Annotated in this window: 16 protein-coding genes; 7 read left to right on the forward strand and 9 right to left on the reverse strand. The window is 72.5% G+C overall.

The window, feature by feature from the left end; all coding sequences use genetic code 11:
- Positions 1-2: 2 nt before the first annotated feature.
- The 8 genes from Sspor_RS19490 to hemL all read right to left on the reverse strand — a co-directional run bounded on the left by Sspor_RS19490 (position 3) and on the right by hemL (position 8,304).
- Positions 3-506, reverse strand: coding sequence for an SRPBCC domain-containing protein (locus Sspor_RS19490; protein WP_202200268.1), 504 nt, complete (start codon positions 504-506; stop codon positions 3-5).
- A gap of 25 nt (positions 507-531) precedes the next feature.
- Positions 532-1,635, reverse strand: coding sequence for a c-type cytochrome biogenesis protein CcsB (gene ccsB, locus Sspor_RS19495; RefSeq protein WP_202200269.1), 1,104 nt, complete (start codon positions 1,633-1,635; stop codon positions 532-534).
- Complete coding sequence (gene resB / locus Sspor_RS19500) at positions 1,632-3,365, reverse strand: cytochrome c biogenesis protein ResB (protein ID WP_202200270.1); 1,734 nt, start codon at positions 3,363-3,365, stop codon at positions 1,632-1,634. Before resB ends, ccsB begins: the two co-directional genes overlap by 4 nt.
- Before the next feature lie 13 nt (positions 3,366-3,378).
- The gene (locus Sspor_RS19505) at positions 3,379-4,086 is read right to left on the reverse strand and encodes a cytochrome c biogenesis CcdA family protein (protein WP_202203744.1); all 708 of its coding nucleotides are present in this window, start codon (positions 4,084-4,086) and stop codon (positions 3,379-3,381) included.
- A 70-nt stretch (positions 4,087-4,156) separates the two neighbouring features.
- Positions 4,157-4,798 (reverse strand): TlpA family protein disulfide reductase, encoded by a 642-nt coding sequence (locus Sspor_RS19510; RefSeq protein WP_202200271.1) that lies wholly within the window; start codon positions 4,796-4,798, stop codon positions 4,157-4,159.
- Positions 4,799-4,887: 89 nt separating this feature from the next.
- On the reverse strand, positions 4,888-6,114 hold the full coding sequence (locus Sspor_RS19515; protein ID WP_202203745.1) for a polysaccharide deacetylase family protein: 1,227 nt from the start codon (positions 6,112-6,114) through the stop codon (positions 4,888-4,890).
- Between the two features lie 166 nt (positions 6,115-6,280).
- Positions 6,281-6,985, reverse strand: a complete 705-nt coding sequence (locus tag Sspor_RS19520) for a histidine phosphatase family protein (RefSeq protein ID WP_202200272.1) — start codon at positions 6,983-6,985, stop codon at positions 6,281-6,283.
- Complete coding sequence (gene hemL / locus Sspor_RS19525) at positions 6,982-8,304, reverse strand: glutamate-1-semialdehyde 2,1-aminomutase (protein ID WP_202200273.1); 1,323 nt, start codon at positions 8,302-8,304, stop codon at positions 6,982-6,984. The genes Sspor_RS19520 and hemL overlap by 4 nt, the downstream gene beginning before the upstream one ends.
- Positions 8,305-8,437: 133 nt before the next feature.
- Here hemL and Sspor_RS19530 point away from each other — a divergent pair, with 133 nt between their 5' ends.
- Positions 8,438-9,034: a hypothetical protein gene (locus Sspor_RS19530; RefSeq protein ID WP_202200274.1), complete on the forward strand. Its 597-nt coding sequence runs from the start codon at positions 8,438-8,440 to the stop codon at positions 9,032-9,034.
- 118 nt (positions 9,035-9,152) lie between these two features.
- Positions 9,153-11,273, forward strand: coding sequence for an eCIS core domain-containing protein (locus tag Sspor_RS19535; protein ID WP_202200275.1), 2,121 nt, complete (start codon positions 9,153-9,155; stop codon positions 11,271-11,273).
- Between the two features lie 222 nt (positions 11,274-11,495).
- On the opposite strand, the gene Sspor_RS19540 is transcribed toward Sspor_RS19535, so the two are convergent.
- Positions 11,496-12,914, reverse strand: a complete 1,419-nt coding sequence (locus Sspor_RS19540; protein ID WP_202200276.1) for a COG1470 family protein — start codon at positions 12,912-12,914, stop codon at positions 11,496-11,498.
- A 170-nt stretch (positions 12,915-13,084) separates the two neighbouring features.
- Between Sspor_RS19540 and Sspor_RS19545 the strand changes: the two genes are divergently transcribed.
- From Sspor_RS19545 to Sspor_RS19565, 5 genes are all read left to right on the forward strand, one after another.
- On the forward strand, positions 13,085-13,750 hold the full coding sequence (locus Sspor_RS19545; RefSeq protein ID WP_202200277.1) for a helix-turn-helix transcriptional regulator: 666 nt from the start codon (positions 13,085-13,087) through the stop codon (positions 13,748-13,750).
- 157 nt (positions 13,751-13,907) lie between these two features.
- On the forward strand, positions 13,908-17,090 hold the full coding sequence (locus tag Sspor_RS19550; RefSeq protein WP_202200278.1) for a DUF11 domain-containing protein: 3,183 nt from the start codon (positions 13,908-13,910) through the stop codon (positions 17,088-17,090).
- Positions 17,087-17,791, forward strand: coding sequence for a Pvc16 family protein (locus Sspor_RS19555; RefSeq protein WP_202200279.1), 705 nt, complete (start codon positions 17,087-17,089; stop codon positions 17,789-17,791). The genes Sspor_RS19550 and Sspor_RS19555 overlap by 4 nt, the downstream gene beginning before the upstream one ends.
- Positions 17,792-17,874: 83 nt before the next feature.
- Complete coding sequence (locus Sspor_RS19560; RefSeq protein ID WP_237404345.1) at positions 17,875-19,911, forward strand: ATP-binding protein; 2,037 nt, start codon at positions 17,875-17,877, stop codon at positions 19,909-19,911.
- A gap of 171 nt (positions 19,912-20,082) precedes the next feature.
- Positions 20,083-21,645, forward strand: coding sequence for a phage tail sheath family protein (locus tag Sspor_RS19565; RefSeq protein WP_202200281.1), 1,563 nt, complete (start codon positions 20,083-20,085; stop codon positions 21,643-21,645).
- Positions 21,646-21,675 lie beyond the last annotated feature (30 nt).

Consider the following 21,675-nt stretch of genomic DNA (forward strand, 5'->3'; position numbering starts at 1 on the left):
CGCTACGCGCGGGCGAGGGAGGCGTAGGCCTCGCGCAGGGCGGTCCAGCGGGCGTCCGTCCAGGCGGACCAGTCCGCGGGCCGCCCGTCCAGGGCGGAGTCGAGCAGCTCGAAATGCTCGTGCCAGCCCGCCAGGCAGTCCAGGCGCTCGTCCTCGGACCCGACCCGCTCGTTCACGAACCGGATCACGGTCGAATCGGTCCCGACGGGTTCCAGATGGAAGCGGATCCGCCCGTGCTCGGTGACCGTGTACTCGGCGACCCGCTCCGGGTCCCAGGCGGTGACCCGCCCGGTCGCCACGGTGGCGCTGTTCAGCCAGCGCAGCGTGACCGCCCCGCCGAGCCTGCGCTCCAGGACGTCGGCCGCCGCCAGCCAGCCGCGCAGCCCGTCCGGCGTGGTCAGGGCGGGCCACAGCGCCACGTAGGCGTGCGGCAGGTGCAGCTCGAAACGGAGCAGCCAGCGGTTCTCGCCGCGCTGCTCGCTGGTGGCATGGCTCACGAGAGACATGCCACCAGCGTCCCACTCCCGCCGGTCAGACGCCCGCGTACGAGTGCTTGCCGCTGAGCAGGATGTTCACGCCGTAGTAGTTCCAGATCCAGCACGCGAAGGCGAAGAGCGCCAGGTACGCGGCCTTGCGGCCCTTCCAGCCGGCGGTGGCGCGGGCGTGCAGGTAGCAGGCGTAGGCCACCCAGGTGACGAAGGACCAGACCTCCTTGGGGTCCCAGTTCCAGTAGCGGCCCCAGGCGTCGCCGGCCCAGATCGCGCCCGCGATGATCGTGAAGGTCCACAGCGGGAAGACGGCCGCGTTGATCCGGTACGAGAACTTGTCGAGGGAGGCCGCCGAAGGCAGCCGCTCCAGCACCGAGCTGCGGAACTTCCCCGGCGTGCGGCCCGCCTCCAGCTGGCTCTCGTAGGAGTCCCGGAAGAGGTAGAGGACCGCGCCCGCGGCGCCGATGTAGAAGACCGCGCCGCAGAAGATCGCCGTGGAGACGTGGATCCACAGCCAGTACGAGTGCAGGGCCGGCACCAGCTGGTCGCTGTCGGTGTAGAGCCAGGTGACCGCGATGCCGAGGTCCAGCAGGACGGTGGTGACCAGGATCAGGCCGAGCCAGCCGATGTTCTTCTTCAGGGCCAGCAGCACCAGGTACACGCCGACGGCCACCGTGGAGAAGGTGATCGAGAACTCGTACATGTTGCCCCAGGGGGCCCGCTCCACCGACATCGCGCGGGCCACGACCCCGGCCGCCTCGATGAGGAAGGCGAGCGCGGTCAGCGAGACCGCGATCCGCCCGTACAGGTCGCCCTGCACGGTGCCGCCGGCGGCGCCGGGGCCGTCCGGGACGTCGCGGGTACCGGCGGCGGAGCGGGTGGTGACCTTGGGCTGGTCGAGCACGGCGGTGGCGCCGGCCTTGCCGCGGACCTGCACGGCGGGGGCTCCCGCGGCCGCTCCGGCGGCTCCGGCCGCCTTGGCGCCGGTCAGCGCGGCGGCCGTACGGCCCACCTTGCTGCGGCTGCCGAAGGTCCACTCGGCGATGTGCGCGAAGAAGGCGAACATGTAGACCGCCATCGACGAATAGATCAGGTAGTTGCTGATCTCAGCCAGGTTCTCGTTGGCTGCGGCTGCGAGCGGCGTCATCCGCGCTCTCCTTCAGGGGTTTCTTCAACACGTGGTTCGGCCATTGCGGCGGGCGCGGTGGGCGCCTGCCGGTGCAGCTGGGCGGCGAGCTCCGCCAGCTCCTGCGGGAGCCTGGTGGACTCGCTGCGGCCCAGGCCCGCCATCTCGACGACGGTCACGCCGTCCTCACCGGTCACCGCGCGGACCCAGATCCGGCGGCGCTGGATGAACAGCGATCCGGCCAGGCCCGCGATGGCGGCGATCGCACCCGTGAGGGCGAGGCCGCTGCCGGGCTGGTGGGTGACGGAGAAGGTGGCCCAGCGCTCGATGCCCTCGAACTTCACGGTGCCCGCCCCGTTCGGCAGGGTCATCGTGTCGCCGGGCGCCAGCTTCTGCTTGAACTGCTGGCCCGACTCGTCCTTGAAGGGCTCCATCTTGGTGGTGGTGAGCCGGTAGACGTTCTGCGGCAGACCCGAGTCCACGCCGAGGCTGCCGTGCCAGGCGTTGAGCATGAGCTGCGGGTTCAGCAGGGCGGGGAACTGCGAGAACATCGTGCCCTTGCCCTCGCCGGCGAAGCTCGGGACGAAGACGGCGTTGAAGCCGAGCTGCTCCTTCTTGCCGTCCTTGTCCTTGTAGCCGTCGGTGACCTTGACGGCTCCGGTGGAGGTGAGGTTGGCGTCCTGCGGGAGCACCGGCACGGCGTCCTTGAAGATCACCTTGCCGGTGGGGTCGGTCACCGAGACGATCGGCGCGTAGCCGTGGCCGAGCAGGTAGACCTTGGAGCCGTCGACCTCCAGGGGCTTGTTGACCTGGATCTCGCGCTTCTGCGGCGTGCCGTGGGCGCCGTCCGAGAAGGTGACGTACGCCTTGAAGTCGCGCGGGGTGCCCCGCTGCGGGCCGGTCATCTCGTACGTCGCGTCGAACCGGTCCAGTGTGAAGCTGAACGGCGGCAGGTCGTCCGGGTCGAAGAGGGTGCCGGACTTGAAGTCGTCGTACTGGGTGAGCGTGTTCGAGAAGCCGGTGCCGCGCAGGACCAGCTTGCCGCCCTCGGACTTGAAGTACTGGCCCCAGGCGAAGGCCACCAGCATCACGATCAGCGCGACGTGGAAGATCAGGTTCCCCGCCTCGCGGAGGTAGCCCTTCTCCGCCGCGACGTACCCCTGGCCGGCCTCGGTGCGGAAGCGGCTGCCGCGGAGCACCGTGCGCGCGTACGAGAGGACCTCGTCCGGGGTCTTCCCGGTGCGCCAGGTGGTGTGGGCGGGCAGCCGGTCCAGGCGCCGGGGGGCCGCCGGCGGGCGGCCGCGGAGCTGGCCGACGAACTGCCAGGAGCGCGGCACGATGCAGCCGATGAGCGAGATGAACAGCAGCAGGTAGATCGCCGAGAACCACACCGAGCTGTAGACGTCGAAGAGCTGGAGCTTCTCGGCGACGGTCACCCAGGAGGGGTTCTCCCGCTTCCAGTCGACGACCTTCATCGCGTCGACGTTGGACTGCGGGACGAGGGAGCCGGGGATGGCGCCCAGGGACAGCAGGAAGAGCAGGATCAGCGCCACCCGCATGGAGGTGAGCTGCCGCCAGAACCAGCGGGCCCAGCCGATCACGCCGATGCCGACGGCCGGCCCGGCGGGGCTGTCCTCCAGCGGCGCGGTGGAGAGCTGGGCACCGGCGGCGGCGTCGGTGGAGTCCGCCGCGGCGGACGTGTGCGAGGCCTCGTCGGGCGTCTCGGTGGTCGCTTTGTCTGTCGTACTCATGTGCCTTTAGTCCTCAGATCCCCACCGTGAAGCCTTGGGTCCAGCTCTGCATGTCGCTGATGATGCTGTCCCACAAACCTGTGACGAGCAGCAGACCGGTCAGGATCAGCATGCCGCCACCGATGCGCATCACCCACGCATAGTGCTTCTTCACCCAGCCGAACGCACCGAGCGCCTTGCGGAAGGCGATCGCGGCGAGCACGAAGGGCAGGCCGAGGCCCAGGCAGTAGACGACGGTCAGCAGCGCGCCCCGGCCGGCGCTCGCCTGGTCGATGGAGAGCGTGTTGACGGCGGCGAGGGTCGGTCCCATGCAGGGGGTCCAGCCGACGCCGAAGAGCACGCCGAGCACGGGCGCGCCGACCAGGCCCGCCGTCGGCTTCCGGTGGAAGCGGAACTCGCGCATCGTCAGACCCGGGATCGCCCCCATGAAGAAGAGGCCGAGCACGATCACCAGGCCGCCCAGCACCCGGGAGATGATCTCCTTGTTCTCCTGGAGCTCGGCGCCGAAGTAGCCGAAGAGAGCACCGGTGGAGACGAAGACGGCGGTGAAGCCGGCGATGAACAGGCTCGCGCCCGCCAGCATCCGGCCGCGGCGGGCCTCGGCGAGGTCGGCGCCGCTGACGCCGGTCACGTAGGAGAGGTAGCCGGGGACCAGGGGCAGCACGCAGGGCGAGAAGAAGGAGACCAGGCCGGCGAGGAGCGAGATCGGGAGCGCGAGCATCAGCGTCCCGTTCAGGACCGTCTCGTTCACACCGGTGGCCTCTGCGGCGAGGACGTACGCGAGCACGCGGTCACTTCTCCGCGAGGACCGGCTCGATCATCGAACGCAGCTGCTCGGCGTTGACCGGCGCCAGGCTGCGGGCGGCGATCTTGCCGTCCTTGTCGAGGACGATCGTGGAGGGGATGGCGTTCGGGTTGAGCGTGCCCTTGGGGAAACGGAGCATCAGCTTCCCGGCGGGGTCGAAGAGGCTCGGGTAGGTGATCCCGTAGTTCTCCTCGAAGGCGATCGCGTTCTGTTTGCTGTTGTCGCGGGTGTTGATCCCGACGAAGGCGACGTCCTTGCCGGCGTCGGCGTACTCCTTGGAGACCGTCGCGAAGTAACCGGCCTCGCCGCGGCACGGCGGGCACCAGGAACCCCACACGTTGAGGACCACGACCTTGCCCTTGAGCGTGGTGGTGTCGAGGGTCTCGTCGCGGACCGTTTCACCGTCGAGCTTGGGGGCGTCGGCGCGCTCCGCCTTGGACGCGGTGGAGATGCCGCTCGCACCCGTGACGTAGTTGCCGCCGGACCCGCTGACCGGCTTGCCGCCGTCCGAACCGGTGCACGCCGACAGCGTGAGGGCGCCGGCCAGGGTCGCCACGGCCAGCAGGGTGGCACGGCCGCCGGTCGAGCGGCGGCTACTACGACGGATACGCGCGCGGCTAAGGCTCATGTGAAAAGTTTCGCATGAGCAATTCGCGGATCTTCCGCACCCCCCGGAGCACTGTCCGAGCCCTGGTCAGGCGCTCTTTCGCCGGCCCGTCAGGCCGCCGTCAGGTACGCGCTCCAGCCGCCGGCCGGTGACTGGCCCGGGCCGAGGCCGCGGAGCCTGGCGAGCACCTTGGGGTCCTGGACCTCCAGCCAGTCGGTGAACTGACGGAAGGATACGAGCCGTACGTCCCTTTTGTCCGCCATGCCCTTGAGGGCCTCCTCGACGGCGTCCATGTAGATGCCGCCGTTCCATTCCTCGAAGTGGTTGCCGATGAACAGGGGTGCGCGGTTGGTCTCGTAGGCCCGCCGGAAGCCGCCCAGGTAGGTGGCCGTGGCCTGGGTGCGCCAGCCCGGATAGTTGGCGGGCACGCCCCTCGTCGTGCTCTTCGACTGGTTGGCGAGGATGTTGTAGTCCATCGAGAGGACTTCGAAGGAGTGCCCGGGGAACGGCAGGGACTGCAGCGGCAGGTCCCAGATGCCGGACCTGCGCACCGGCCAGACCTGGAGGCCGCCGGGCGAGCTGGAGTCGTAGCGCCAGCCCAGCCGCTCGGCCGTCGGCAGCAGGCTGTCCCGGCCGAGCAGGCAGGGGGTGCGGGCGCCCTTCAGCTCCTTGCCGTAGTCGAAGGGCAGGGGTTCGAGGTCGGTGAACCCGGTGTTCGTGCGCCAGTTGGTGACGAACGACACGGCCTGGTCGATCTCGCTCTGCCAGTCCTCCGGGGTCCACCGGCCGACCGAGCCGGAGCCGGCGCAGAAGTGGCCGTTGAAGTGGGTGCCTATCTCGTGCCCGTCGAGCCAGGCCTGGCGGACGTGCGTGAGGGTGGAGCGGACGTTCTCGTCCTTGAGGTAGCCGATGTCCGAGGCCCCTACGGGGTTGTTCGGCGGCCGGTAGAGGTGCCGCTTCGACTCGGGCAGCAGATAGATGCCGGAGAGGAAGAAGGTCATGGCCGCGCCGTGGTCCTTGGCCAGCTTGAGGAAGCGCGGGAAGAGACCGTTGCCGATCTCCCCCGCGCCGTCCCAGCTGAAGACGACGAACTGGGGCGGGGTCTCGCCCGGCTGGAGCGGCACGGGCGGGTCCGGCTGGTTCGGCTGCGGGCCGGTGTCGGCGGTGGAGCCGTCACCGATGGGCCTGGCCGCCGGCTTCTCGCCGGGCTTCGGGTTCCTGACGGGCCCGGGAGCGCCGGAACCGGACGTGTCCGGTGAGCCGCAGCCCGCGATTCCCATCGCGGCGGCCGCACCGAGTCCCAGTCCCAGCAACCCCCTCCGACTGACTCCCCTGATGTCGCGCATGTCACCGTCCCCACTGTCGACCACCCATACCGACCCGGAGTCCATATAAACGGACAATCAGATCGGACATGCGAGCTGACACGGTGATTCCCGCGCGACTTCTCTTTAGCTGGGCAGAACCGTAACGGCCTGTAACAGTCGGCCGATCAAGCCCCGATCAGGCGCCGAACGCCTTGGACGCGCCCTTCACCGGCTTGGCCCCGGCCAGCAGGTGCGCCGGGACCAGGTCCCGGGCCGGCTCGCTGTAGCCCACCGACACCAGCTTGTCGCCCTGGAAGGTGAAGGAGGTCATCGAGGCGAGCGTGCACTGACGGCGCCGCGGGTCGTGCCACAGCCGGCGCTTCTCCGCGAAGCTGCGCACGATCCAGATCGGCAGCTGATGGCTGACCGCCACCGCCTCACGGCCGCGGGCCGCGTCGCGCGCCGCCTCCAGCGCGCTCATCATCCGGACCACCTGCTCGACGTACGGCTCGCCCCAGGAGGGCTTGAACGGGTTCGTCAGGTGCTTCCAGTTGCCGGGCTTGCGCAGGGCGCCGTCACCGACGCCGAAGGTCTTGCCCTCGAAGACGTTCTCCGCCTCCAGCAGCCGCCCGTCGGTCGCCAGGTCCAGGCCGTGGACCTTGGCGATCGGCTCCGCCGTCTCCTGCGCCCGCTCCAGCGGGGAGGACACCACGTAGGCGATGTCGCGGCCCTTGAGGTGCTCGGCGACCCGGTCGGCCATCTGCCGGCCCAGCTCGGAGAGGTGATAGCCGTCACGGCGCCCGTAGAGCACGCCGTCCGGGTTGTGCACCTCGCCGTGGCGCACCAGGTGCACGACGGTCACGTCGGGGGTGGCGGGCGGGGTGGGGGTGGCGCTGCTCATGCGGTGGCCTCCGCGGCGGCTCGGGCAGCGGCCGGCAGTGCCGCCGCGACGCGCTCGATCGCCTTCTCGTCGTGGGCGGTGGAGACGAACCAGGACTCGAAGGCGGACGGCGGCAGGTAGACGCCCTGCGCCAGCATCGAGTGGAAGAACCCGTTGAAGCGGAAGCTCTCCTGCTTCTTGGCGTCGTCGTAGTTGCGCACCTCGTCCTCGGTGAAGAAGACGGAGAACATGTTGGACGCGGTCTGCAGGCGGTGCGCCACGCCCTCCTTGGTGAGCGCGCCGGTGACCAGGCCCTGGATCTCCTTCGAGACCGCGTCGACCTTCTCGTACGCGGCCGCGTCGAGCAGCCGCAGCTGCGCGAGGCCGGCGGCGGTGGCGATGGGGTTACCGGAGAGCGTGCCGGCCTGGTACACGGGACCGGCCGGGGCGAGGTGGCCCATGACGTCGGCGCGGCCGCCGAAGGCCGCGGCCGGGAAGCCGCCGCCCATGACCTTGCCGAAGGTCATCAGGTCGGGCCTGACCCCGTCGACGCCGTACCAGCCGGCGCGGGAGGTCCGGAAGCCGGTCATGACCTCGTCGGAGATGTAGAGCGCGCCGTTCTCCCGGCAGAGGTCCGCGAGCCCCTGGTTGAAGCCCTCGGCGGGGGTCACCACGCCCATGTTGCCGGGCGCGGCCTCGGTGATCACACAGGCGATCTCGCCGGGGTGCGCGGCGAAGGCCGCCCGTACCGCTTCGAGGTCGTTGTAGGGGAGGACGATCGTGTCGCCGGCCTGCGCGCCCGTCACACCGGGGGTGTCCGGGAGCGCGAAGGTCGCCAGACCGGAACCGGCGGCGGCCAGCAGCGCGTCCACGTGACCGTGGTAGCAGCCGGCGAACTTCACGACCTTGGCGCGACCGGTGAAGCCGCGGGCCAGCCGGATCGCCGACATGGTCGCCTCGGTGCCGGAGGAGACCAGGCGGACCTGCTCCACGGGCTCGATGCGCGCGACGATCTCCTCGGCCAGCGCCACCTCGCCCTCACCGGGCGTACCGAAGGACGTACCGCGGGCGACGGCCGCCTGGACGGCCTCGATCACCTCGGGGTGGGAATGGCCGAGGATCATCGGCCCCCACGAGCACACGAGGTCGACGTACTCACGGCCGTCGGCGTCGGTGAGGTACGGACCGGTCCCGGACACCATGAACCGGGGCGTACCGCCCACGGCGCGGAAGGCGCGCACGGGAGAGTTCACGCCGCCGGGGGTCACGAGGGAGGCGCGCTCGAAGAGCGTCTGCGAAACTGGGGCTTCATACGGGTACGGGTAGCTCACACCAGCCATGGTCTCAGAGGCTGCGACAGACTTGCGGACGGGCGTTTCACCGCGTCGCCGCGGGGGAGGTCACTGCCATGATGATCAGGCTGCGTGGCGGGGGCCGCGGGGCCGGGGCGAGCAAGACCAGTCGGGTGGAGATATGCAACGCGGTGGTGGACCGGGCGAGGGTACGGACGGCCTCGATCCGCAGCGCGCCCGCGAGGCCCGCCGCCGGGGCAAGCACCGCCGCGGCATGGAGGCGGCCGATGCCGTCCCCGGGCCGGCGTCCCCGGCCGAGGACCTGCCCAAGGGCCGCGGCATGGGCGTGACGTACAAGTACTTCGGCGCCCCCGACGGCGCCACGGCCGCCCGCGTCCCCGTCACGATGCGGCCGGAGGAGCTCGGCGGCGACGAGCTCGGCATGGGCGGCCTCTTCACCAAGATCAAGCCGGAGACGGTGGCCGCGATGGTCCTGACCGGCATCGAAGGCATACCCCTCCACAAGGTGCCCCCGCTGGAGCTGGTCGTCCTCCACCCCGACTACGCGGTGGTCAAGCTCCCGATGACCGTGGTCGACCCCCTGCGCGGGATCGGCGAGGAATCGGTGGGGGCGGCGGCCTTCATCTGGTCCACCGTCCCGGATCGCGGCGGCCCGAGCGACGCCTTCAACGTCTACCAGCTGCTCCACGAGTGGCAGGACTTCAGCCACCGCCTCCACGAGGCGGGCCACCAGCCGTACTGCCTCGTCTGGCCCTGACCGGGGCTCCGGCGCCGGGGAGGCGTTCCCCCGGGTGTGCCCGAAGGGGCATCCCGCACGGTGGATCACACGGGTAAGCAGGAGTGCGTCCCGCCGCATCTCCCGAGAGGTACGCCCCATGCGCATCCCCGCCCGTGACACGGCAGCAGCCGACGGAGCCAAGGACGGCTCCGGCCCCTCCCGGCAGCCGCGCCGGGACGCGGACCGGCCCTCCGCCGCACCCGCCGCTCCCTTCGCCCCCTTCGCTCCCGTCATGCAGAGTCTGACCGCGCTCCAGCGGAGCGTGGGCAACGCGGCGGTGACGCGCATGCTCACGGCGGGCCGCGACGCCGGCGGCGGCACCGGGGGCGCCGCGGTCCAGCGGGCGACCGCGCACCAGGTGCTCCGGTCGGCCGGGCGGCCCCTCGACGCCCCCCTGCGCGAGGAGATGGAGAGCCGGCTCGGCGCCGACTTCTCCGACGTACGGGTCCACTCCGGTCCTCTCGCGCAGCGGTCCGCGGCCGAGATCGGGGCCCGGGCGTACACCTCCGGGCGGGACGTCGTCATCGGAGCGGGCGGCGGTGACAAGCACACCCTCGCGCACGAGCTCACCCATGTGATCCAGCAGCGGCAGGGGCCCGTCTCGGGGACCGACACGGGCCGGGGGCTGCGGGTCAGCGACCCCGGTGACCGCTTCGAGCGGGAGGCCGAGGCCAACGCGAACCGGGTCATGGCCGGGCCCGCCCCGGTCCAGCGCGCCGCCTGCGGGGAACACGGCCCGCACGGTGGCCCGCACCACGCATACGACACCCGCGACGCCCACGACACCCGCGCGCCGGGATCCGGCGGGCGGGGCGTCGTCCAGCGCAAGGGGCCCGAGGAGCTCGGCCCCACGCTGCCGGCGGACCCGCGTCCCGGCGGGCTGCTGGGCCGGCTCGTGGCGCGCAACCCGCCCCCGCCGGACCCGTTGGTGACCAAGGTGCGGGCCGACATCGACGCGTACGACCGCGACCCCGTCCGCGACCCCATGCACTGCATGCTCGCGCTGACGCACCTCACGCAGGAGATCGCCCCCGCCGAGGACGACGCGCCCGCGAACGTCAAGCCCTGGCTGTCCGCCGCCCTGGAGGCCGTCAAGGCCGAACTGGTGCTGGTGAACGACCAGCTCGTGCGCGACGACGAGTTCCCCGCCGGGGCGGGGGCGCCGTACAGCGCGATGACCACGAACGGGATGCTGTGGCAGGAGGCGCAGTGGGCCGACAGCGCGGCCGCGTTCCACATGCACGGACCCAGCTACTTCCGCGAGCTGTCGGAGCTCAACCGGGCCGGGATGACCAAGGAGATCGCCAAGGGCCAGGGGGACCGCAGCTGGGTTCCCGACGTCAGGAGCAAGCTGACGACGGCACTCCAGCAGAGCGTGCTGTCCCACTACACGGGCAAGACCCGGGTCGAGGCGATGCTCGCCCAGGGGCAGATGAAGTCCAAGACGGAGCTGCTCAGGGCGGACCCGGACGCGCCGAACAACTCGGAGGCGTACGACAAGCACGTCCTGGCCAACGAGGGCTTCGTCTTCTTCTTCCTGGAAGTGCGGGACAGCCCCTTCCGGTCGACCCGGTTCACCGGTCCCAACGACGTACCGGCCCGGATCCAGATGCCGCTCACCTCGTCCCCCCTGATGAGCCAGGGCTGGCTGATGCTCAGCGACTTCGTGCAGCGCGAGTACCCCACCGTGCGCGCGCGGCCCGAGGATCCGGCGCAGACGGAGGGCAAGCTGAACACCCGCGAGGACCAGTTCTCGGCGGGGTTCACGCTGCCGGTGCGGAGTTTCGACCTCGGCGCGGGCTCCGCCTCGCTGGACGGGGAGGCGGTCGCGGAGGCGATGGAGAAGGAGTCGGACCCGGAGCGCAGGGGGCAGATCTTCTACTCCATGAGCCAGGCGGCGGCGGACGAACACAGCACCATGACCTACGGGGCCGGTGCGCAGGAGCAGGTCCACGAGGAGCGGCTGCGGTCCAACACCCTGATGGGCCGGGACATCGTTCCGGGGCTGGTGGAACGGGCCGTCGTGGAGATCCAGCGCCTCGAAGCGGTGAACCCGCAGCTCGCGAACCGGCTCAAGGCGATGTCCGGCGCGGATCTGATGCGTTTCCTCCTGAAGGACCTGCTGCGACCGCAGGCGATGCTGCCGAACACGGTCGACCTCAGCGCTGCCACGGCGGAGCTGGAATCCGGCGAGCGGGTGACGGTCCCCACGCAGTGACCGGCCCGAAACGCAGAGGGTAATTCCGGCCATGTTCGGCGCTTCGTCAACGGGTGCCGCGCATACCGGTGGTTACGCGGCCCGAGCACTGTCGAAACGAAAGCGTGCGGTTGTTCGGGGAACGTCCGATCGATCCTCGGGAGTACCGGTTTCCGGACGCCAGGGCAAAGGCCCCCTTTGCCCTGGCGTACGACCTGACCGACTATGGCCGTGCCGATCGGGTTACCGGAGGTCGCTCAGCACGCCGCTCACGTTGAGCACTTCGTGACACTCCTGCGCCTGACGGCCGGTGGCCGGCGTGCCTGGCTTCGCACAGGTCACCTGCACGGTCACAGTCTGGCTCTCGGTGATGCTGATGGGGGTGACCCAGTGGTAGTCCTGGTTGCGGAACGTCTCCAGCGCGATCGTCGTGATCTTGCGGTCGCCGAAGTCGAAGGTCACCACTCCTTCGTCGCCCTGGAAGTTGGCGACAACGATGTCCGTGATCCCGAAGGCCTTGCCGGCGGGCACGGTGTAGGTACCGGTCTTGGTCTGCCCGCCTGCGGTCTGCAGGTCGATGGTGGCCGAGCTCTGCTGCCCCTGGGTGCCGGCACCGGTGCCGCCGCCTCCGGTGCCGCCGCCGGTGGGACCTCCCGGGCCGGCCCCGCCCGCTCCGGGCCGGGTGTCCTTGGCGCCGCCGGGCTGTGTGCCGTCGCCGGTCACCGGGGACTGCCCGTTCAGGTCCGCGCTGGGCGTGGGCTTCTTCTGGACGGCCTCGTCGGCGGCCTCCTTGGCGGTACTGCGCACGGCCGGGCGCACCAGCAGGAACCAGGCGAGCAGCAGCGCGAGCAGGGCGGCCAGTACCGCCAGCAGCCACGTCGGGAAGATCGGGATCTGGACGAACTCCACGTCCAGCGGGGCCCGTACGGGATCCGGCTCCGGCCGCTCCCTGAGGTCCTTGCCGCCCTTGCCGTCCGTGGCGCCCTTGCCGTCCGCGGCCCCCTTGCCGTCCGTGCCGCCGCCGGCCGCCGCGCTGTCGGCTTCGGCCACGGTGACGGTGAACGGCCAGGTCACCGGGGACCCGAACCACACCGGCCGGCCGGTGCGGACCCGCAGCCCCACCTCCGCCGACTCCCCCGGTTCCAGCTTCAGCTCGGCCGGGGTGAAGGCGAACTTCAGCTCCTCCCCCGGCTGCGCGGGCGAGAAGCCCAGCCGTACCGGGGAGTTGCCCTCGTTGCGCACGGCCAGCCGATAGCGCCCGCGCAGCCAGCCGCGGCGCCTTCTGGGAGCGCTCTCTGCCCGCACCTCACGGAACTCCCCGATGTGCACGGTGGTTTCGGGGACCCGTACCGCCTCGGGCTGCTCGGTGGGCAGCACGCGCACGGCGAGCGGCACCTCTCCCGCCCGTACCTGTGGTGAACGGGGCGGCGCCAGACGGATCGTCACCGTTTCCGACGTACCGGGGTAGAGCGAGAGCCGCTCCGGTTCCAGTGTGGTCCAGGCAGCGCAGTCGCCGACGACCTCCAGGCGGTACGCCTCGACGATGTCGCTGTCGTTGCGGACGGTCAGGGTGGTGGATGCGGTATCGCCCGGCGTCACGGAGACCGGCGGGATGTCGAGGCCGGTCGCGCCAGGGCTTGAAGAGGCTGCTGGGGATATCACACGGCGACGCTATGCCGCCGTCCCGGCCACCTCCACGGACACGAGGGCAACGACCCGGGCAACCCGAATGCCCCTGTGGACGCTCATCAGTTACGAGTGCCCGGCCTCCTGCTGATCAACCCTCTCCATCCGTAACCCCACATACGCACCATGGAACAGGTACAACACCAATGGCCCAGCCTGATTACAACGGACCCGACTCCTCATCCGGCGCCGGCGAACGGGTCACCGTGGCCGTGTACGCACCGGACCCGATCCTGCACGTCGGGGTCGTCCACCAGTTGCGCCAGCGCCCCGAGATCGAACTCGTCGACGCCGCCGACGGCCCGCGCGTCTCGCTCGTCGCCGTGGACAGCGTGGACGACGAGACGGCCGCCCTGCTGTACCGGCTGCGGCACGACTCCAGCACCCGCACCGGGCTCGTGGTCGGCACCTTCGAATCCGGGGACGCCCTGCAGCGCGTCATCGAATGCGGGGTCACCGCGGTGCTGCGCCGCAGCGAGGCCGATCAGGACCGGCTCCTGCGCCTGGTCCTGGCGATAGCCAACGGCGAGGGCGTGCTGCCCGGTGACCTGCTCGCGAAGCTCCTCGACCACGTCGGCAGCCTGCAGCGTTCGACCCTGGACCCGCACGCCGTGTCCCTGTCGACCCTGACCTCGCGGGAGGCGGACATGCTGCGCCTGGTGTCGGAGGGCCTGGACACCGCGGAGATCGCACGCAAGACCTCGTACTCCGAACGGACCGTCAAGAACGTCCTGCACGAGATCATCACCCGGCTCCACCTGCGCAATCGCACCCACGCCGTCGGCTACGCCCTGCGCAACGGGCTGATCTGAGCGTGCCGGCCCGGGCGTCCCCCGCACCCCACTGCCCGAAAGCGCACCGGGTGCTTCCCCCGGGTGCGGCCCCACGGCCCTGCCCAGGCGCACGCGCAGGGCAGCACAGTGGCGGGGTCGTACGTGAACGCTGTACCGGACTGTGAGGTGGACCGTGATGGGCACGGGTGGCTCCGGCAGTCGTCGACGCCGCTGGGGGAGGGCCGGCGCACCACTGCTGCTGCTGGTCCCCCTGCTCGCGGTGACGGCGGCCACCGGCCCGGGCGACGCCGAGGCGCGCCCCCTGGCGGCCGACGCCGGTAACGGCCGGGTCGTCTACGCCGGCACACGCCATCGCAGCCTGGGCAAGGTGGTGTCCGGTACGTCCAGCGTCCCGCTGTTCGGCGCGGGACCGGTGCACCTGGACACCCAACCAGCCGCCCTCGGCGACCAGTTGGTCTTCGCGAGCCGACGCGACGAACGGGCCCCGCAGGTCTACCTGCGTGCCGCGGACGGCTCGGTGCGGCGCCTGACCAGCGGCATGGACGCGGCGAACCCCCGGCTGACACCGGACGGCCGGGCCGTCGTCTTCGACTCCGCCGGGTCCGCCGGATCCGGCGGCACCCAGCGCGACCTCTGGCTGGTGCGCACCGACGGCACCGGGCTCACCCGGCTGACGGACTCCCCCGCGAACGAGGAGCACCCCACCGTCTCGCCGGAGGGCGGACGTCTGGCGTACTCCTCCGACGGCGACCGGGCCGCCGGACGGCAGGTCTACGTGCGTCCCCTGCGGGGCGGCGCCGCCACCCGCGTCACCGACCCCGGCAACGGGACGGCCACCGAGCCGGTGTGGAACCCGGTGGACGACAAGGCGAACCGCGACGTGATCGCCTACACCGCCACCGGCACGGCCGGGCCCCGCCTGCGGTGGACCGACGGGCGCGGCGACGGACCGCTGCTGGCCGGGGCGCAGGCCAACTGGCGTACCCACGGGGCAGCGTGGCTGCCCGACGGGAACGGTGTCCTCTTCCTCAGCCCCGACCGCACCTGTGACTGCGAGGGCGACTGGGACCACGTCTTCCGGGTGCCCGCGCACGCGGCGCAGACGCCCAAGGTGGAGCTCAGCGAGAACCGCGAGATCGGCCCGCCCACCTGGCTGGGTCCGGCGGACGGCGGCGGCATCGTGGTCGAGCGGATCTCGGCGCCCAAGCCGAACGCGGTGACCCTGCAGGACGCCCGGATGGACGGCTCCGACCCCCGCGACCTCAACCTGCCCCTCCTCAAAGAGGACCCGGCGGCCGACACCAACACCGACCCGGCCAAGGACCCGCTGTTCCAGCCGGCCCCCGGCTTCGACCCGTGGACCGAGCGGCAGAACTACACGCCCGACGGGCGCCGGATCGTACTGACCCGCTTCGAGGACTCGGACGACGGCCGGATCCAGCGGATCTGGCTCGCGGACGCCGACGGTACCCACGAGGCCGCCATGCCGCTCGCGGGCCGCGGCCCCGGGGACTGGGACACCGACCCGGCGTTCTCCCCCGACGGCCGCCTCCTGGCCTTCACCCGGACCTCGCCCGGCGGCGTCGGCGGTGGAGCGGGCGTCCCGCGCATCCTGATCGCGGACGCCGCCACGGGCGCCATCCGCGGCGAGATCACCCCGCCCGCCGGCCAGGAACGCCGCGGCGACGCCCAGCCCACCTGGTCCTCCGACGGCACGACCCTGGCCTTCACCCGCAACCTCGTGATCAACGGCGGTGGCGGCAACAAGCACGTCTGGACCGTGCCCGCGGACCACCTGGAGCGGCAGCGCGACCTGAGTGCCACCCTCTGTCCCGGCGCCTGCGAAGTCATCGACGACAGCCCCGCGTTCTCACCGGACGGCGCCACCATCGCCTTCAACCGCAAGAACGGCGGCGGCCGCGTCGACGAGCGCAGCGGCATCCTGCTCGCCGCCGCGGCCGGCGGCACCTGCCGGGTCCTGCTGCCCGACGCCGCCCGCGACGTACCGGGCGCCTGCGGCCGCGAGCTGCCCGAACCCACGGCCAAGGGCCCCTTCCAGCCCCGCGACGCCGCATGGACCGCCGACGGCAAGAGCCTCGTACTCAGTGCCCGCGGCTCACGCGCCCCCAACAGCCCGGAGAAGCTGAAGCTGGTGGACGTGGCCTCCGGCGACCACGACCTGCTCGTCACCGGCCTGCCGGGCCGTCAGAAGGAGCCCGGGATACAGCAGTCGGTGGACCTCGCGGTGCGGGCACCGGAGAAGGCCGCGCCGCTCACCGTCGGCAGCTCCGCCACCGTCCGGGTGGACGTCGTCAACCACGGCCCGGCCGCCTCACCCGGCACCCGGCTGACCGTCGCGCCCCCGCTCGGCGTGGAGGTCACCGCGCTGACCGCACCCGGCGCCACCTGTGACGCGGCGGCGCTGACCTGCGCCCTGGGCGTGGTGCCCCCGGGCGCCACCGTCCCGGTGACCGTCACCCTCACCGGTGTCACCCCCGGGGACCAGCCGGTGGACTGGTCGGTGACCGGCACCGTGATCGACCCCCGCCCCAGCGACAACTCCGGCCGGACCGTGGTGCCGGTGCGCGAAGCACCCGTACCCCCGAAGCCCACCCCGCCCACCCCCACCCCCACACCGCCGACGCCGACGCCGGTCCCGCCGACGACCCCGCCCACGACGCCCACGCCGCAGCCGGAACCGCCCGCGCCCCCGGCCGGGCCCGGGCTGAGCATCACGGCCCGGCCGAACCCCGGCTACGTGGGCGGCCGCGTCGTCGTCACCTACACCGTCCGCAACGGCCGCAACGCCCTGGCCACCGGCCTGCGGCTGCGCATCGGCCTCCCGCAGGGCGTGCCCAGCGCCGGACCGCCGCCGGGCTGCGACGGGAACGGGGAGTGCGCCCTGCCGGACCTGGCACCCGGCGCACGGACCGTCCTGCGGGTCGTCCTCAACCCGGACAGGGCGCTCACCGCCCAGGTCACCGGCGACCTGACCACGACCGGCACCGACGCCGACCCCCGTGACAACACCGCCCGGCAGGAACTGCGCATCCTCCAGCCGCGCATCGTCGCCGTACCGCCCATCGGCAAGCCCGGCTTCGTCACCTCGGTGCGCGGCGAGGACTTCCCGCCCGGCGCGCCGGTGCGGTTCACCTGGAAGCCGGGCATCACGGCCGCGGCGGCGCCGACCCTCCCCCGGCGCGACGGCACGTTCACCGGCCAGCTGCTGATCCTCGCCAAGGACCAGACGGGCCCCCGGACCATCACCGCCAGCGGCCCCGGCTTCTCACCGGTCCAGACCGACTTCCTCGTGGTCAACGGCTCGGTACAGCCGCCCGACGAGGTGACCCGCCGGTGATCCACGAAGTCGACGAGGGGCTGCGCCGGCTGCTCGCGGAGTCCGGTCTGGAGACGTCGGGCGTCGAGGTGGTCTTCGACGCCCCGACCAGCGACTGGGCGGCCCGCCGCAGCGCGCCCACGGTCTGCGTGTTCCTGTACGACATCCGCGAGGACCACACCCGGCGCGGCAGCGGCGGCGGCGAGGTGTACGACGCGGACGGCTTCGTCGTCGCGCGCCGCACCCCGCCGCGCTGGTTCGAGCTGACCTACCTGGTCACCGCGTGGGCCGGCCGTCCGCAGGACGAGCACCGGCTGCTGTCCCAGGTGCTGTCCTGCCTCGTGAACACCGACGCGCTGCCCCCGCACATGCTCACCGGCACGCTCGCCGAACTCGGCCTGCTCGTGGACGTGGACGCGGGCGGCACCGGTACGGACGCCCCGGCCGCCTCCGACGTGTGGTCGGCGCTCGGCGGCGACCTGAAGCCCTCCCTCGGGCTGCGCGTGAAGGCACCGCTGGCCGGCGTCAGCAGGGTCACGGCCCCGCCCGTCACCGAGGGGCTCGCCGTGAACTCCGTACCGCGGACCGCACCGGACGGGACCGGCGGCACGCGCCGGCTGCGCTACACCGGGCTGGGCGAGCCGGGCCCGGAGGGCTTCGGCGGATCCCGGGAACGGCCGGGCGTTCCCGCGCGCCGCCGACGGGGGGAACGACAGCCGTGACGCACACCGCCGCACCGGCGGCGACACCGGCACCGGGGGCCGCGCCGGCCGTCCCCGCGGTCCCGGCCGGCACCCTCCCGTACCTGTGGACCCGGCTCCGGCTCGTCGAGGAGCGGGTACGCCTGGCCGTGGCCCTGCGGCGGGCCGCCGATCCCGACCCGGACGACCCCTACCGGGGCCAGTACCTCACGCCCGAGGCGGTCGCCCGCATCCTGGACGCCCCGCACGGCGGCCCCGATCTGCCCGCGCTCGCACCGGCCGCGCCGCCGCCCGGCTCGCCGCTCGACGTCCTCGCCGCGCGCTTCGCACTCGAACCGCTCGACGTGGACCTGCTGCTGGTGACCCTCGCGCCGGACCTGGACCCCCGCTTCGAGCGGCTCTACGGCTACCTCAACGACGACCTGACGCGCCGCCGCCCCACCGTCGGCCTCGCCCTCGAACTGTGCGGCCGCACCGGGTCGGCAGCCGCGCGGCTGCGGCTCTCCCCCACCGCGCCGCTCCTCGCGGGCGGCCTGCTGGAGGTCACCGAACCGGAGCGGCCGCCCCTGTCGCGGGTACTGGCCGTCCCGGACCGGGTCACCGCGCACCTGCTCGGCGACACCTCGCCCGACCCGCGGCTGGCCGACGTACTCGGCCCGGCCCACGAGGACCCTGCCGTCGACCCGGACGAACTGCGGCGGGCCGTCGCCGCGGCCGCCGGCGGCACCCGTCACGTCCATCTGCGCTCCCGCGGCGGCGACCCGGAGGGCCTGGCCGCCGCCGCGCTCCACGCGTACGGGCCCCGGCCCCTGGCCCTGGATCCGGCGGCCCTCGCCCGGCACGCCCGCGCCGTACCCGAACTCGCGCGCGCCACCGCCCGCGAGGCCCGCCTGACCGGTGCCGGTGTCCTGCTGGGGCCGCTGGAGGAACTGCCCGACCAGCCCGGTGAACGGGCCCGCGTCCTGCGCACGCTGTGCACCGCCCTGCACGGGATCCCCCTGTTCACCTACGGCACGAGCGGCTGGGAACCCGCCTGGGCGGCCGACACCCCCGTCACCCTGACCGTGGCCGCACCCACCCCCGACCGGCAGATCACCCGCTGGCGGCACGCGCTGGAGGGGACGGCCGCGGGACCCGCCGCGGACGGGGGCGCCGCCGCGCTCGCCCGTTCCGTGTCCGCGCACCGCCTCGACGCCGGGCAGCTGCGCCGCGCCGCCGACACGGCGGTACGCACCGCCGCGCTCGACGGCCGCCCCCTCACCCCCGACGACCTGCGCACCGCCGTACGGGCCCAGAACGGCGCGGGGCTCGCCCGCCTCGCCCGCCGGGTGGAGCCGGCGGTGGGCTGGGACGACCTGGTGCTGCCCGCCCCCACCCACCGCCGGCTGCGTGAACTCGCCGTACGAGCCCGCCACCGCGACCAGGTGCTCGGACAGTGGGGCATGCGGCCCGGCGGCGGCCGCGGGCGCGGGGTGATCGCGCTGTTCGCCGGGTCCTCCGGCACCGGCAAGACCATGTCCGCCGAGGTGGTGGCGGCCGACCTGGGCATGGACCTGTACGTGGTGGACCTGTCCACGGTCGTCGACAAGTACGTCGGCGAGACCGAGAAGAACCTGGAGCGGATCTTCACCGAGGCCTCGGCCGTCAACGCGGTCCTGCTGTTCGACGAGGCCGACGCGATCTTCGGCAAGCGCTCCGAGGTGAAGGACGCCCACGACAAGAACGCCAACATGGAATCGGCCTACCTGCTCCAGCGGATGGAGTCCTTCGACGGCATCGCCGTCCTCACCACCAACCTGCGGGCCAACCTCGACGAGGCGTTCACCCGCCGTCTGGACGTGATCGCGGACTTCCCGGTGCCCGACGCCGCCCAGCGCCTGGCCCTGTGGGAGCGGTGCCTGGGCGACCGGCTGCCCCGGGCCGGCGACCTCGACCTCGGCTTCTGCGCGGACCGGTTCGAACTGGCCGGGGGCTCGATCCGGTCCTGCGCCGTGACGGCCGCCTACTCCGCTGCCGCGGCGGGCGAACCGCTGACCATGACCCAGGTGGTGACGGCGGTCGTCCAGGAGTACCGCAAGCTCGGACGCCTGATCCTGGAGAGCGAGTTCGGTCCGTACCTGGGCCAGGTCACCGAGGTGTGAGACGGCGGCGCGGCCGGGGGCGCGGCCCGGTGCCTGGCCGGTCCGGCGGGGGCGACCGGGAGGGCAGCGCACTTGCCCCCGCCCAGGTCCGAACGTCCTTGTCCCGGGCGGCGGCCGGCGGAAAGGCTGTGGTCAGACCTGATTGCGCAGCTGTGACCCGAAGGAGCGAGCATGCCGACGTACCTCACCCCGGGCGTGTACGTGGAGGAGGTGCAGTCCGGCGCTCGCCCGATCGAAGGGGTCGGCACCGCCGTCGCCGCGTTCGTGGGCTTCGCCCAGAGCGGCCCGTTCCACGAGCCGACGCTGGTCACCAGCTGGGACCAGTACTCCCAGCGGTTCGGCGGCTTCACCGAGGGCACCTACCTGCCGCACGCCGTCTACGGGTACTTCGCCAACGGCGGCGGCGCCGCGTACGTCGTCCGCGTCGGCGGGCCCGCCCGGGGCGCCTCCGCACCGGCCGCCACCGGCGCCCTCCCCCAGCCCCGCGCCGCGGAGCCCGTCGAGCTCGGCGGCTTCCTGATCTCGGCCCGGCCGGGCGTCACCGGAGTCTCCGTGGAGATCGCCGACGCGGACGGCGAGAACCCGCCCGAGGACCGCTTCAAGATCCTGGTCCGCCAGGGCGAGCAGGTGGCCGAGACCTACGAGGTGTCCGCCCGCAAGAACGTCAAGGGCTACCTCGTCACCCAGGCCCGCGCCTCGAAACTGATCGAGGTCACCGAGCAGCGCGGTGCGACCCAGACCCGGCCCGCCGCGCAGAGCCTCGCCGTACCCGACGCCGCGGCCGCCGCGCCCGCTCCGGCCGGCGGCGCCGGCGGCGTGGCCCGGCTCGACCCGGCCGAGTACGTCGGCGACTCCGCCGCCCGCACCGGGTTCGCCGGTCTGGAGACCATCGACGAGATCACCATGGTCGCGGTGCCGGACCTGATGAGCGCCTACCAGCGCGGTGACATCGACTCCGAGGGCGTACGCACCGTACAGCTCGCGGTGATCTCGCACTGCGAGCAGATGGGCGACCGGGTGGCCGTCCTGGACACCCCGCCCGGGCTCTCCGCGCAGCAGGTGCGCACCTGGCGCAACGACGAGGCGGGCTACGACTCCCGTTACGCCACCCTCTACTACCCGTGGGTGCGGGTCTTCGACCCGGCCGCCGGGAGCAACACCACCGTCCCGCCGAGCGGGCACGTCGCCGGTGTGTGGGCGCGCAGCGACGCCGAGCGCGGTGTGCACAAGGCCCCCGCCAACGAGGTGATCCGCGGCGCGGTGGACCTGGAACTGCGCCTGAGCAAGGGCGAGCAGGACCTGCTCAACCCGATCGGCGTGAACTGCGTACGGGCCTTCCCCGGCCGCGGCATCCGCATCTGGGGCGCCCGCACACTGTCCTCGGACCCGGCCTGGCGCTACCTGAACGTGCGCCGCCTCTTCAACTACCTGGAGGAATCCATCCTCCTGGGCACCCAGTGGGTGGTCTTCGAGCCGAACGACGACCGGCTCTGGTCCAGCATCCGGCGCAACGTCACCGCGTTCCTCACCGAGGAGTGGCGCCGCGGCGCGCTGTTCGGGCGGACGGCGGCGGAGGCGTTCTACGTCAAGTGCGACCGGGACAACAACCCGCAGGAATCGATCGACCAGGGCCGCGTGGTCTGCGAGATCGGGGTGTCGCCCGTCAAGCCCGCCGAGTTCGTGGTGTTCCGGCTGGCCCAGTTCTCCGACAGCACCAGCCTCGTCGACGAGTGACCCTCCGGGGCATCAAGGAAAGGTGAAGGA

The organism is Streptomyces spororaveus (genome assembly GCF_016755875.1).
In the GTDB taxonomy this organism is placed as follows: Bacteria; Actinomycetota; Actinomycetes; order Streptomycetales; family Streptomycetaceae; genus Streptomyces; species Streptomyces spororaveus.

Bases quoted from the DNA above. Each gene is read 5' to 3' on its own strand.
- Sspor_RS19490 (WP_202200268.1), bottom strand. From the start codon at position 506: ATGTCTCTCGTGAGCCATGCCACCAGCGAGCAGCGCGGCGAGAACCGC.
- ccsB (WP_202200269.1), bottom strand. From the start codon at position 1,635: ATGACGCCGCTCGCAGCCGCAGCCAACGAGAACCTGGCTGAGATCAGC.
- resB (WP_202200270.1), bottom strand. From the start codon at position 3,365: ATGAGTACGACAGACAAAGCGACCACCGAGACGCCCGACGAGGCCTCG.
- Sspor_RS19505 (WP_202203744.1), bottom strand. From the start codon at position 4,086: ATGCTCGCGCTCCCGATCTCGCTCCTCGCCGGCCTGGTCTCCTTCTTC.
- Sspor_RS19510 (WP_202200271.1), bottom strand. From the start codon at position 4,798: ATGAGCCTTAGCCGCGCGCGTATCCGTCGTAGTAGCCGCCGCTCGACC.
- Sspor_RS19520 (WP_202200272.1), bottom strand. From the start codon at position 6,985: ATGAGCAGCGCCACCCCCACCCCGCCCGCCACCCCCGACGTGACCGTC.
- hemL (WP_202200273.1), bottom strand. From the start codon at position 8,304: ATGGCTGGTGTGAGCTACCCGTACCCGTATGAAGCCCCAGTTTCGCAG.
- Sspor_RS19530 (WP_202200274.1), top strand. From the start codon at position 8,438: ATGCAACGCGGTGGTGGACCGGGCGAGGGTACGGACGGCCTCGATCCG.
- Sspor_RS19535 (WP_202200275.1), top strand. From the start codon at position 9,153: ATGCGCATCCCCGCCCGTGACACGGCAGCAGCCGACGGAGCCAAGGAC.
- Sspor_RS19545 (WP_202200277.1), top strand. From the start codon at position 13,085: ATGGCCCAGCCTGATTACAACGGACCCGACTCCTCATCCGGCGCCGGC.
- Sspor_RS19550 (WP_202200278.1), top strand. From the start codon at position 13,908: ATGGGCACGGGTGGCTCCGGCAGTCGTCGACGCCGCTGGGGGAGGGCC.
- Sspor_RS19565 (WP_202200281.1), top strand. From the start codon at position 20,083: ATGCCGACGTACCTCACCCCGGGCGTGTACGTGGAGGAGGTGCAGTCC.